A 12686-nucleotide genomic window follows, 5' to 3' on the forward strand; every position below is an offset into this window, starting at 1 on the left:
TTGTCGTATCCGGGGTTATTCGTGTTCGAGTTCGTCGGGTTCGATTGTGTTCGGGCTCGGCATTGTCGGGTTCGACGGCAAAGCCGTCAGGACGATTCCAGATAGGTCAGGACGGCTCGGACCCGGCGATGGCCGGCGTCGGGCTCGGTGAGTTCGAACTTCGCGAAGATGTTGCCGATGTGCTTGTGCACGGCGTTGTCGGTGACGGACAGCTTCCTGGCCAACGTCGCGTTGTCGTGCCCCTCCGCCATGAGCGCCAGGACCTCCTGCTCCCGTCGGGTGAGGGTGGACAAGGGCTGGGTCCGCCTGGCGAGCAACTGGGCCACCACGTCGGGGTCGAGCGCCGTGCCGCCGGCGGCCACCCGGTCGAGCGCCGCCAGGAACTCGTCGATCCGGCTGATGCGGTCCTTGAGCAGATAGCCGACGCCGCGCCCGCCGGCGGAGAGCAGCTCGGACGCGTAGGTCTGCTCCACGTACTGGGACAGCACCAGGACCGGCAGGCCGGGGTGGACCCGCCGGGCCTCGATCGCGGCCCGGATCCCCTCGTCGCGAAACCGGGGCGGCAGCCGCACATCGACGATGGTGACGGCCGGGCGGTGCCGGTCCACGGCGGCCAGGAATCCCTCGGCGTCGGCGGCGACCTCGGCCACCTCGTGGCCGGAACTGGTGAGCAGCAGCTCCAGGCCGGTGGCGAGCAGGACGTTGTCCTCCGCGATGACTATCCGCACGGCAGCTCCACGGTGATCGTGGTGGGGCCCCCGGTGGGGCTGACGACCGTGACGCAGCCGTCGAGGGCCTGCGCCCGGCCCCGGAGACCGGCCAGCCCGCTGCCGCCGGTCTCCCGGGCGCCACCGACGCCGTTGTCGGTGACGACGACCGTCAGCCTGTCCTCGGCGCGCCACACCCTCAGCCCCGCCTCGGTGGCCCGGCTGTGCTTGGCCACGTTCGTCAGCGCCTCGGTGACCGCGAAGTAGGCGACCGTCTCGATGGCCGCCGGGATCCGGTGCAGCTCGCCGATGTCGAGCGAGACCGGCACGCCGCCCCGGGCGGCGACGGTGCGCAGAGCTCCCGGCAGCCCGCGGTCGGCGAGGATGGGTGGGTAGATTCCGCGGAGCACCTCGCGAAGGTCGACCATCGCTTCCTCGTTGATGTCGGTCGCCTCGCGCAGCATCCGGGCGACGGTGGCTGGGTCATGGTCGAGGCACCGCCGGGCCATCGCGAGCCGCATGGCCATGGCCACCAGCCGGGCCTGGGTGCCGTCGTGCAGGTCGCGCTCGATCCGCCGCAGCTCGGCGCCGTGCGCTTCGAGTGCGTCACTGCGGGTGCGGGTGAGCGTGGCCACGCGATCGGCGAGTCGCTGGGTGCGCGACGGTGCGAGCAGGGCGAGGGTCAGCCGGGCGTAGCCCGTGGCGAGCGTCGGCAGGGCCAGGCAGCCGACGGCGAACAGGACGGTCCCCACGGACGGACCGGCGATCGTTCCGGTCCAGCCGACCCGGATGTCCAGCACCGTCGTCGGCCTGTCCTCCACCGGAAACGTCCACGAGAGCGGCAGCGCCACCAGCAGCAGGGCGTTGCCGGCGCAGAGGACCGCGGCGAGCCCGCAGGCGAGGCCGAACGTGACGTGCAGGGGGAGCCAGTACAGATGACGGGGCAGGGCGATGCTCTGCGCGCGAACCGGGCGGCCGAGCAGACGACCGGCCCGCTGCCGATGTCGTTCGGCCCATGCCTGTCGCATGCCCGGGTGGCAGAGCAGCAGGAACGACAGCAGGCTCATGGCCGCGGTGCCGAATTCCCCGAGCAGATAGACCGTGGCCCGCGGCAGCAGCGACACCCAGCCGCGGACGGCCGGAGCACACCGGGATGCGGCGCGCATTACAGCTGACTGTAGTTCTTTCCCTGCGGAGGAGGGTATGGGCTCATCAGTGCTGGAGGCCATAACATTCCGCTCAAGCTGATTGTCCGGAACCGGAGATGGATAATATCGGCCCACCTCCGCCGGAGTGGAAACGGGTACGGCGGACCGGTCGCACAACCTACCTCCCGAGCGTTGAAAGAGATCGACATGACAGACCATCGTCCGGCCCTGCACGTGCGCCATGTCAGCGCGATCGGAGCCGGGGGCATCGAGTCCGGATATGTGATCGAGAACGTGAGTCTCGGGTGCGAGGCCGGCACCTGGACGGCGTTGGCCGGGCCGGCCGCCGCGGACCGGACAGGCGTCCTGCGGTGCGCCGCGGGGCTGGATCCGGTGACGGCGGGCGAGGTTCGTCGCGCCGAGGGTCTGCGGCTGGCACACATCGGGCTCCTGCCGGTGACGGAACAGTTGGCGACGGTCGGCACGCTCGCCTCGGTGCTCGACCGACTGCCCTCCGGGGGAGGCGAGTTGCTGGGTGAGGCGGTGCACCGGCTGGGCCTGTGGGAGGAGCGGGACACCCCCGTGCGCGAGCTGACGGAGGGTCGGCAACGCGCGGCCGCGGTCGCGGTCGCGCTCGCCGACGCCCCCGGCGTGCTGCTCGCCGACGGCCTCACCGGCGGACTGCCGCCCGCCGGCGCGGCGGCGATCCTGGACCTGCTGCGCGACTTGGTGGACCGGCGGGGACTCTGCGTGCTGGCGTCGGCCGTGGGCCTGGCCGAGCTGGAACGGGCCGACACGGTGGTGCTGTTGGCCGGGGGTCGCGTGGTCGAGACGCGGGTCATGCGCTAGCGCCGCGGGACCGCGGATTGCCGCGCAGCTCACCTGCCTGCGGATGGCCCGGGGTGCCCGGGGGACTGGTGAGCTCGGTCGGCAAGTCCCCTTGCAGGAGCGCCAAGCCGAGCGGGGTGAGGGTGTGGGTGGCGGTGGTGCGGTTGCGAATCGTCGCGATCAGACCCGCTTCGCGCAGGACGGTGGCCTGCTTGCTGGCGCCGGAGAGGGAGATGCCGAGCCGGTCGGACAGATCGCCGGTGGTGCCGCTCTCGGACAGCGCGCGCAGGGCGGCCGCCCGGGTGGCCCCGACGAGGGCGGCCAGCGCCCGGTCGCCCTCGACCCCTGACTCCTCGGGGGCCGGCTCCAGGTCGTTGAGGTGCAGCGGCACGGAGAAGACGAGCGCGGGCAGGCTGGACTGCCGCTCGGAGCGGATGAGCACGCAGGTCTTGGCGGGAAGGAAGAGCGAGGGGCTCAGGATCAGGCCGCGCCCGTCGAGTTTGATGTCGAGGTCGAGGTCGGATGCGATGTGCATCTCCGACGACTCCCAGGTCACCTTGGGGTGCAGGCCGGCGAGCAGGAACTCGATGCCGTTGGTGATCGCCATCCGCCCGCGCACGTCACGCTCGATCTCCAGTCGGGCCTGCATCCGCGACCAGAACGGCAGGACGCCCGCGCAGCAGAACAGGACGGCCACCTGGGCGAGGCTGCGAGCCCGGGCGCGCACGGCCGACGGCACCGAGTCCGCGTCGGCTCCGTCCCGTTCGAGCAGCCACAGGAGATCGGGGACCACCTGATACTCGGACACGACCTTGTCCACGGCGGGCAGATCGTCGCCGAGGCGCTCACGCACGAACCGGTGCCAACCGACACTGGCGCGGGCCCGGTCACGCCCGAAACGGTGAAGTGCGAAGACTGCTTCGGACATCGGCCCTAAGGTATGAACCATTCTTAACCGTTGAATGTCTTCGCTTGTTACGTGAATGCGCAACACTGACGCCCCCGTGTCACACCTGAATACGCCATTTGTGCGGAGAGCCTAATGGCGTGTCGTGGACAATGGCAAGATCGGGTCCTTTCGATCTTGCCCGGGCTGTGAGATGGAGATGTGGTGAAGCTCGTTGATCACTTGTCGAAGGGCGCGTGACCCGCTCGATAGCATTTGTTTGCCGAGTTGAGGAACGTGTCGGGGAATCGAAATGTTACCCGCCGGTTCCGGCCGGCCGCCGGGCCGACAGGTGACGGTGTATCACATCGGCTCAGTCCGGCGCGAGTTGGTGGTGACAGCCGCATATGCCGCACGCCCTGCGCCGCATGCCGCACGCCGCCGGCCGGCTGGCCGGCGGCGCCGTCCGCTGCTCAGTGGATTACCCGCGACTCCGCCGACAACCGCGTGTGCCGGGACTTTCGCAGATCGCGGGTGATATTCAGCCGACGCAGCCAGCGGTCGGTTCCGTCGAAACGCGCCTGGAAAGGCTTGCGGCCGTGGACCACGCGATAGTTGTCAATGTAAACGATATCGCCGGGAGCCAGGGCCACTCCGCTCATCGCGCTGTCCAGGGCCGCTCCGATCACCTCCAGTGCCCGCTGCTCGGATTCGCCCTGCACGCCCCGCATGTAATAGGGATCCAGTCGGACGTACGGATCCTTCGGAGAACCGAAGAGCACCGCGACCGGCTCGGGGGACCGCAGGGCGCTCTCCACCCGCTCGGCGCTGCGCCGCTTCAGCTCGACCACCTCGGGATCCTCCCGGCCGCCCGCGGCCTGGTTCTGCGGACGGTGCGAGTCGTCCGGCAGGATCCGGAACCGCTCCTCCGCCAGGGCGGCGCGCGTCGCGTCGTCGAGCCGGACGTCGGCGATGTCGGCGAAGGTCGTCTCCACCCCGTCGGGGTTGCGCAGGCACATGAGGCCCAGGTAGTCGGTGCGCAGGGGGTGGAAGGCGTCCTCGGTGTGCCAGGCGAGCGTCTCCGCGCTTCCCCAGCCGATCTGACCGTGCTCGTGGGCACGGATCGGGAAGATGTCGTGCATGACCCGGCCGTCCTGCTGGGTGGCCCAGCCGATCGGCTCGCCGAGCAGGCAACTGATCAGCAGGAACGGGATGTCGAGGCGCAGCGTCGCGTCCGGCGCCTCCTTGTCGCGCCAGTCCGGCGGGGTGGGGCCGAGGTCGGCGTCGTCGACCGGCAGTCCGGACACGACCAGCACGCCCGACGGCTCGGTCAGCTTGAAGTCGACCAGCGCCGTCCGCAGTCCGCGGGGCAGCTCGTGCGCGTAGACCTGGGCGGCCCGGTGCAGGGCGGGATCCTCGATGGACGAGAAGCGCCCGGTGACCTCCGCGGTGATCTTGCCGATCGTTACGAGGTCCTCGTCGCTCAACCGTAGTTTCAGCATCTTCTTCCTCCGTTGTCGGTGGTCAGGAGTGCGCCGGCTGTCGTGCGGCCGACGGACGGGGCAGCGTCAGCCGGCGCAGGGTCGGGCTCAGGGTCGCGCCGGCGGCGACGACGACCAGCAGCGCGGCCGCGCCGAGGATGCTCACGGTGCCGTCCCGGGTGCCGGTGGACAGCACACCGGCGGTGACCGGGCCTACCGTGGCGGCCAGTTCGGAGCCGAGAGCGACCAGGCCGGACAGGCGTCCGCGCAGCCCGTCGGGCACGGCCGACAGCTGGCAGGTGATCACGGTCGTGTTCGCGACCGGCATGGCCATCGCGGCCACGCCCAGCAGGATGCCGAGCGGCACGCCGCGCGGCGCGTACGCCATGGCGCCGGCGACCGCGGCGAAGACCCAGGTCGAGCCGATGACCAGCACGGCCGGCGACAGCGCCGCCGCGTGCAGCCGGTCGGCGACCAGGGCGCCGATCAGGCCGCCCGCGCCGAAGCACGTCATCATCAGGCCCATCTGCCCGGGCGCGACGTGGTCCTGGCCCGACACGATGAGCACCAGCACGACCAGGGTGTGGAACGCGAGGTTCACGCCGACGATCCAGGCCATCGTCGCCCGGATGGTCCGCATCCGCAGCAGCGGCCCGAACCCGCCGGCCCGCGGTGCGGCGGCGGGCGCGGTGCCTTCGCCCGCCGGGTGGGGCGCGGCGGCACGCCGCGGCAGGTGCAGCGCCGCCAGCGCCACGAACGACAGCGTGAGCGCCGAGGTGTTCAGCGTGAACGGCAGTACCTGGTGCAGCCCGAACGTGAAGCCCGCCAGTGCCGGACCGATCAGCAGCGCGGCGAACGGCCGGGCCGCGTTGCGCGCCAGCGCCTGCGGCAGCTGGTCCTCGGGCACGACCTGGGGCAGCGCCGCGTTCTCGGCCGGGACGAAGACGCCGGCGGCCGCGCCCTCGACGACCGCCACCAGGAGCACCTGCCACAGCGGGCAGCTGCCCAGCAGGACGGCGACGGCGACGCTGAGCATCGCCACCGTACGGACCCCCTGGGCGGCCAGCATCACCCGCTTGCGGTCCACGCGGTCGGCCAGCGCCCCGGCGGGCAGGCTGACCAGCGTACGGGCGCCGGCGAGCACCGCGGCGACGCCGGAGACGTCGGCCGCCGATCCTCCCCGGGTGAGCAGCAGCAGCGGGAACGCGACGTACGCGATCTCGCCGGCCAGTTCGGACAGGAACATCCCCGACCAGAGGATGCGGTAGTTCCGGTTGTGCGGCAGGGGTGTGGTCATGCCGTGGCTTCCCTGTGTGACGGCGGCTGACTCCACCGAGTCTTGCGGCGTCGGGGCGAGCCTCGCCACGAAGTTGACCCGTGGACGAAACTCCGAGGCCAGCCACCTCCCCGTCTCCGGCGCGGGACGCGACCTGTGCAATGTCGGCACGGTTCAAGTTCGTTGAGGACGGAGGCGGGTGCCTCGATATTTGAGGGCTGAGTCGTGTCCGGCCTCCGGCACGGCAGCAGCGAGCCACGACGGAAGGTTGTCCCCCCATGACTTTCGCGCCAGCAACCGCGTCCTCGGAACAAGAGGTGCCCGCACCGCCGGAGGGGCTGACTCCCGTTCCGTGGCGGCCGGTTGCGCTGATCGCCGCCGCGATGACGGTGGGCCTGCTGCTGCTGGCCACCCGGCACGGCTACCACATCGACGAGCTCTACACCCGGGTGGCGAGCCGCCATCTCGCGTGGGGCTACGTCGACCAGCCGCCGCTCGTCGCGCTCGTCGGCAAGGTCGAGACGGCGCTGTTCGGGGACAGCCTCCTCGCCTTCCGGCTGGTGCCGGCGCTGCTGGCCGCGATCGCCGTGGTGCTCGCCCCGGTGATCGCCCGCGAGTTGGGCGCCGGCCGCCGGGCGCAGATACTCGCGGCGTTCATGGCGTTCGCCTCCGGCCTGGTCATGTACACCGGCCACATCATGGGCACCAACAACTGGGACGAGCTGTCCTGGATCACGTCGTCCTGGCTGCTGATCCGACTGGTGCGCACCCGCGACACCCGTCTGTGGTGGGCGATCGGCGTCGTGGTCGGCGTCGGCCTGACCGCCAAGTACCTGCTCGTCCTGCTGCTCCTGTGCCTCGGGGCCGGGCTGCTGGTGTTCGGACCGCGGACGGTGTTCCGGACCTGGCGCTTCCCGGCCGCGATCGGTGTGGCCACGGTCATCGCCTCACCGGTGCTGATCTGGCAGATGACGCACGGCATGCCCCAGCTGGAGATGGAGGCCGCGCTGTCCACGGCGCTGGCGTCGCTGTCCCGCAGCAGCTTCCTGCCGATGCAGCTCCTGCTCATCGGACTCTTCCTGAACCCGGTGTGGATCGCCGGGCTGGTCGCGCTGCTGCGCCGTCCCGAGTGGCGCGCCTACCGGTTCGTCGGCTGGGCGTACCTGCTGATGGTGGTCGTGCTGCTGGTCATCGGCGGGCAGGGCGCCTACACGACCGCGCTGCAGTACGTCCTCCTCGTCGCGGGGGCCGTGGTCGTCGACCGGTGGGCGCGCACCGTCCGGCGACTCTGGGTGATCGGCGGGCTGACCGGGCTCAACGCGGTGCTCTGCGCGGTGCTGCTGCTGCCGACGCTGCCGATCAACACGTACGCGGACAACCCCGTCCTCAGCAAACTGGCCATCGTTCAGTTCGACCAGGCCGGCTGGCCCGAACTGACCCGTCAGGTGAGCGCCGTCTACCGGTCGCTGCCGTCGGACGAGCAGGCGCACACCGTCATCTACGGCAACCACTACGGCCAGGCCGGCGCGATCGACAAGTGGGGGCCGAAGTACGGGCTGCCGCAGTCGTACAGCGGCCACAACTCGTACGCCGACTACGGCCGGCCCGGCGACGACAAGACGACCGTGATCACCATCGGCGTCGACAAGGAGCAGTTCGGCAAGCTCTTCCAGTCGTGCGAGGACCGCGGCGAGTACAGGAACGACCTGCCGGTGTCCGACAACGGCCAGAAGTTCATGGTGTGCCGCGGCCCGCTGAAGCCCTGGTCGCAACTGTGGGAGCAGCTGCGCTGGATCGGCTTCCAGTGCCCCTACACGGCCGAGGCGATCACGGCGACCAGCACCAAGGAGTGCGACTGAGCCGGCGGCCCGGTCATCGCCGGTCCCCCTCACCCGGCCGGTCGACGGAGATCCAGAGCGTGCAGTCCGCGGCCAGCCGCAGCACGTCGCCGTCCCTGAGGGGGGTCCGCGCACCGGCGCAGGCCGGGCTGCCGTTCACGAAGGTGCCGTTGGTGGAGTGTTCGTCCCGCACCCACGCGGTGCCGTCCGGTTCCAGGCCGACGGTCGCGTGGTGGCGGGAGACGTTGTCGTAGCGCTCCAGCAGGCCCTGGGTGGTGTGGGCGGCCGGCGCGCGGCCGAGGAGCAGCGTGCTGCCCGGCGTCACGGTGCGCTCCACCGCACCGAACCGGATCCGCAGGACGGCGGTGGGGAGGTCACGGCGGGTCGTGTGCGCGTCCACGGCCCGCCCGCCGGAGCCGGCGGTACGGGACGGGGGCGCCTCGTCCAGCATCCGCTGGCAGGCCACGCACACCTGATTGGTCGGCACCGGAACCGGGGCTCCGCAGTGCGGGCAGGCCCGCGGCCGCGCCTCCTCCGACGGATCCCCCTCGTCCACCGTCCCCGGGGCCCCCGCCCCGGTCGTGGGCGCGGGCGGTCCGGGCAGCGGGTACCGGGCGACGGCCGGGCGGCTGAGATTGCCGGAGCAGCCCCGGCAGACGAGATCGTCGTCCTCCGCCGCCAGGCCGCAGGACGAACAGATCAGCTGCGCCACGACACCTCTTCCAGGGTGATGCCGGCCGACCGGAGCCGGGCGCTCAGGCGGTCCATGTCGCCCCTGCCGGGAACACCGATGAACCAGATGCGGCCGTCGGCCATCGCGACCTGCATGGGGGGAGGGCCGACCGGTCCGGTTCCCTCGTACCGCTCGCGGCCGAGGTCGGTCAGCGCGGTCAGCCGCTGGTTGCTCGAACCCCTCCAGCGCAGTCCGGGGCTGTTGAGGCGCTCGACGTACGGACCGGTGAGCACCGCGTCACACCGGCTGAGGAGCGCGGAGTGCTGCCGCCTCAGCCGGGAGAGGGAGTACCCGCTGTAGACGAGTACGTCCACGGGGGCGGGCCGCTCGCGGCGCCAGGCGTGGACCCGGTCCAGGAGCGCGGCGAGCGCTTCCGGCTGCTGGAACGGTTCTCCCCCCGAGACCGTGATCCCGTCGAGCGGATCGGGCAGGCCGGAAAGCCAGGCCTGGATCGCCGCGACATCCACCAACGTGCCGGGATCGGCCGTCCAGGTGTCCTGGGAGACGCACCCGGCGCAGCCGATCGTGCAGCCCTGCGTCCAGATGCCCGCCCGGGTCCCGGGGCCCAGCGAGGTCACCGGGTAGTGCGCCTTGTTCAGCATCAGCCGGACGGGGCGAGGGGCGGCGGGGGAGTCCGTCATGCCAGCTCCACGGAGACGATGTCGCCCTCGCGTCGCAGGCCGGTCACCCGGACGTGCGCGCCCGCCGCCGGGTCCCGGTCGAACAGGGTCCGGGCCAGGGGATTGACGAACCGCGACTCCAGGGCCATGCCGATGCCCCGGCCACCCATGTGCGGGTTGCCGGTGCACCACGTCCGCAGCGCGGCCTGGACCTCGGGGTCCACCTCCAGGACGATGCCCTGCTCCTCGTGGACCCTGGCGACGATGTTGTCGAGCTGGAGGCCGAAGATGCGGGCGGCCGCCGCACGGTCGATGAAGTCGAACACCACGATGTTGTCCCCGAAGCGGTTGAGCAGCTCCGGCCGGCCGAGGACCCTGGTGAAGTGGTCGCTGATCGCCGCCTTCACCCGCTCCTCGATCTCCTCGTACGGCATGTCGGGGTGGACATGGGGCACGAGCCGCCCGCTGCCGTCCGCCACGTTCATGCCGAGGTTGGAGGTGAACACGAGGACGGTCTCGGAGAAGTGCACCGTCGAGCCGCGCCCGTCCGTCAGCCGGCCGTCCTCCAGGATCTGCAGGAACTTGTCCAGGATCCGTGGATGGGCCTTCTCGATCTCGTCGAAGAGGACCACCCGGAAGGGCTGTTGGCGTACCGCGTTGGTCAGTTCGCCGCCCGCCTCGAAGCCGACGTATCCCGGTGGCGCCCCGATCAGCCGGTCCCCGGCGTGCTCCGAGGAGAACTCGCTCATGTCGAACCGCAGGTAGGCGGACTCGTCCGCGAAGATCAACGACGAGACGGCCTTGGCCAGTTCGGTCTTGCCGACGCCCGTGGGGCCGGCGAAGAACAGGACGCCGCGCGGCCGGGCGGAGGAGGTGGACTGCTGCGCGCCGGACAGCCCGAGAGCGGCCCGCTTCAGGATGTCCAGGGTCTTGGTGACGGCCTGCGGCTGTCCGACGACGCGCTGGGGGATCGAGTGCTGGCCGTCCGTGATCCGCTTGCGGAGGTACTCCCGCTTCCACGGGTTGTCCATGACGCCGAGTTTGTAGATGCGGATCGCGTCCGGAAGCTCCGTCATCGTCAGGCCGCGGTCCCTGGCCAGCCGGGTGACCTCGATCATCGCCTGCAGGGTGAGTCCGTCCGTCTGCGCCGCGAACGCCTCGCACGCCGCGGTCGCCGGCGGGTCCGAGTCCAGGTCCGTGACGCCGAAGAGCTTCATCAGCAGGCGCGCGGTGGCCTGCCGGTCGCCCAGGTCCGGAGCCGGGAGTCCGATCGACCGGACCTGGTCGTTGGCCGAGGTGAGCCAGGCCGGCAGATCGCCCTCACGGTCCGCCAGCCAGATCACCGGGTTGTACAGCGGGGTCGTACGGCCGCTCCGCGCACCCACCGGAACGGCGGTCCGGGAGAGCCTGGCGCAGAACCTGAAGAAGTCCCGCTCGTTCGGCTCCAGTTCCGTCGCACCGCGCGCGATGCGGGAGGCGTCGTCGATCGCGAGCGCCGCCCGGATCTGCTGCGCGGGACGGGCCAGTTCGGCCATCAGCGTGCGCAGGGCCTCCAACGAGGGAAGCGTTCCCGGCCGGGGACGCCGGGGGAGCAGCCGGGACGCGGCGGCCTCGCCCTGATCGGCCGCCTCGGCCGTGGCACCGGCCGGCAGGTGCACCCGGAGACCGTCCACGGGGTCGTGGACGAGCAGGAACGCGTACCCGTTGGCGCGGAGCGTCTCCCAGAGCAGGTCCAGCAGGGACGACAGACGGGGGCGTTCGCTGCCGGCCTCCCGGACCAGGAAGCTGTCATGACGGTTCCCCCACAGCACGAACTGTGAGTGGACGGGCAGCGTCGCCTCGAATTCCCGGAGGAACGGCGGGCCCGTCGTCGGCGGGACGCCATCAGGTGCGCGCGTGTCCTCGGCGGACAAGGATTCCCCTCCACAAGGTGCCGGCTTCCGGTCCTGAACCTGTCGGTCCTTCGGGCGGATCACCGATCGCGCTCCCGGTACCCGGGCCGGGACCGCGTGCTCGGGGCGACCGGGGAGACGGCCAGGGGCACCGGCACCTGGCCGGGCGGGACCGCCACCTGGACATCCGTGCTCAGCCCCGCCCGTGCGAGGCGACCACGCAGTTCATGGAAGTCCTGACACCACTGTTCCTCGCGTTCGACGTCGACGCTGGAGGCGTCGTCGCCGACTCCGGCGGCGGTGCGCACGACCGCGGTACGCATCTGAGCGCCCTGCTGGTCGACGGTCAGGTTGACCGCGTGCTCGGGCCATTCGCTCCGGGACAGGCGCAGGGTGCCGCCGGTGACGGTGAGCGTCTCGAATCCATGGCTGACGTGGTAGCCGAGGTCGGCGAGGGCGTCCGTCACCGTGTCGACCACGTACTGCCGTTCGGCTTCCGCCTCGGCCGCGGCCTGGCAGCCGGCCGCCCGTCGGCGCAGTGGCTCGTCCAGGGGACGGTGGCCGGCCACCACCTCGGCGAGCAGAGCCCGCACCGGGTCCACGTCCGCCCCCCGGGCGGTCTCGAGGTCATGGAGGAGTCCGACGGCTTCGTCGGCGTCGCGCCGTCCGGCCTGCGCGGCCGAGTTGGCACGCTGGACCCGGAGCCTCGTCTCGGTCAGCCAGGTGCGAGCTTCGTCGAGCGAGGTCGCCTCGGCCACCCGCGCCGCGGCCAGCCGCGCGTCCGCCCGGTGGCCCTCGCCACAGTCCGGCAGCAGGCGCGACAGCACCCGGGCCAGGGTCCGTTCCAGGTCCTCGCGCGCGGCGCCGTCCCCGGGCTCGGGCTCGGAGCCGACGGCGTCGGAGGGCGCCGAGCGGTCGGCGAACACCTCGGCGGCATCGACCAGGCGGCGCTCGGCGGCGGGCCCGGCCACGTCGGCGAAGAGGTCCGCCGCGAAGGCCCGAGCGGCCTGCTCCCGCAGCTCCCGCTCCGCGCCGGCCAGCGCGCGGTCGGCCTCGGCGCACCAGGCCTCCAGCTCGGACGTGGCCTGGGTGACGATCCGTAGCGGCTCGGGAGGTCGCACGCCGACGGCGGCACCGTACTGCTGCCGGAAGCCCGCGAGGGACTCGGACAGGGCCGCGATCCGCGCGTTGCGCGTCTTCACCCGGCGCACGGCGGCGTCCCGGGCGGCTGCGGCCAGGAGGGCCGCCTCGCGGGCGGCCTCCTCACGGCGTCGCAC

General features: G+C 71.8%; 11 protein-coding genes. 2 read left to right on the forward strand and 9 right to left on the reverse strand.

What is annotated here, in order from left to right; all coding sequences use genetic code 11:
* Nucleotides 1-86: 86 nt before the first annotated feature.
* Both BG452_RS31505 and BG452_RS31510 read right to left on the reverse strand, forming a co-directional pair.
* A complete protein-coding gene (locus BG452_RS31505) occupies nt 87-728 on the reverse strand; it encodes a response regulator (RefSeq protein ID WP_188307763.1) in 642 nt (213 codons plus the stop codon).
* Nucleotides 719-1873: a sensor histidine kinase gene (locus tag BG452_RS31510; protein WP_188307764.1), complete on the reverse strand. Its 1155-nt coding sequence runs from the start codon at nt 1871-1873 to the stop codon at nt 719-721. Before BG452_RS31510 ends, BG452_RS31505 begins: the two co-directional genes overlap by 10 nt.
* 189 nt (nt 1874-2062) lie before the next feature.
* Here BG452_RS31510 and BG452_RS31515 point away from each other — a divergent pair, with 189 nt between their 5' ends.
* Complete coding sequence (locus BG452_RS31515; RefSeq protein WP_188307765.1) at nt 2063-2704, forward strand: ATP-binding cassette domain-containing protein; 642 nt, start codon at nt 2063-2065, stop codon at nt 2702-2704.
* Here BG452_RS31515 and BG452_RS31520 read toward each other — a convergent pair.
* The 3 genes from BG452_RS31520 to BG452_RS31530 all read right to left on the reverse strand — a co-directional run bounded on the left by BG452_RS31520 (nt 2694) and on the right by BG452_RS31530 (nt 6347).
* Nucleotides 2694-3536, reverse strand: coding sequence for an ArsR family transcriptional regulator (locus BG452_RS31520; RefSeq protein WP_188307766.1), 843 nt, complete (start codon nt 3534-3536; stop codon nt 2694-2696). The two genes, BG452_RS31515 and BG452_RS31520, sit on opposite strands and share 11 nt — an antisense overlap.
* Nucleotides 3537-4042: 506 nt before the next feature.
* The gene (gene gntD / locus BG452_RS31525; RefSeq protein ID WP_188307767.1) at nt 4043-5071 is read right to left on the reverse strand and encodes a guanitoxin biosynthesis L-enduracididine beta-hydroxylase GntD; all 1029 of its coding nucleotides are present in this window, start codon (nt 5069-5071) and stop codon (nt 4043-4045) included.
* Between the two features lie 22 nt (nt 5072-5093).
* Complete coding sequence (locus BG452_RS31530) at nt 5094-6347, reverse strand: MFS transporter (RefSeq protein ID WP_188307768.1); 1254 nt, start codon at nt 6345-6347, stop codon at nt 5094-5096.
* A 296-nt stretch (nt 6348-6643) separates the two neighbouring features.
* Between BG452_RS31530 and BG452_RS31535 the strand changes: the two genes are divergently transcribed.
* Nucleotides 6644-8185, forward strand: a complete 1542-nt coding sequence (locus BG452_RS31535; protein WP_188307769.1) for a glycosyltransferase family 39 protein — start codon at nt 6644-6646, stop codon at nt 8183-8185.
* Nucleotides 8186-8198: 13 nt separating this feature from the next.
* Here the strand turns inward: BG452_RS31535 and BG452_RS31540 are convergent, their stop codons facing one another.
* From BG452_RS31540 to BG452_RS31555, 4 genes are all read right to left on the reverse strand, one after another.
* Nucleotides 8199-8876, reverse strand: coding sequence for an FHA domain-containing protein (locus tag BG452_RS31540; protein WP_188307770.1), 678 nt, complete (start codon nt 8874-8876; stop codon nt 8199-8201).
* Nucleotides 8864-9538: a 4Fe-4S single cluster domain-containing protein gene (locus BG452_RS31545; RefSeq protein ID WP_188307771.1), complete on the reverse strand. Its 675-nt coding sequence runs from the start codon at nt 9536-9538 to the stop codon at nt 8864-8866. The genes BG452_RS31540 and BG452_RS31545 overlap by 13 nt, the downstream gene beginning before the upstream one ends.
* Nucleotides 9535-11328: an AAA family ATPase gene (locus BG452_RS31550; protein WP_317621316.1), complete on the reverse strand. Its 1794-nt coding sequence runs from the start codon at nt 11326-11328 to the stop codon at nt 9535-9537. Before BG452_RS31550 ends, BG452_RS31545 begins: the two co-directional genes overlap by 4 nt.
* Nucleotides 11329-11489: 161 nt before the next feature.
* Nucleotides 11490-12686, reverse strand: a 1197-nt coding sequence (locus tag BG452_RS31555) for a hypothetical protein (protein ID WP_188307772.1), incomplete at its 5' end; no start/stop codon positions are given.

It is taken from the genome of Streptomyces sp. CBMA123, assembly GCF_014596465.1.
Taxonomy (GTDB): domain Bacteria; phylum Actinomycetota; class Actinomycetes; order Streptomycetales; family Streptomycetaceae; genus Kitasatospora.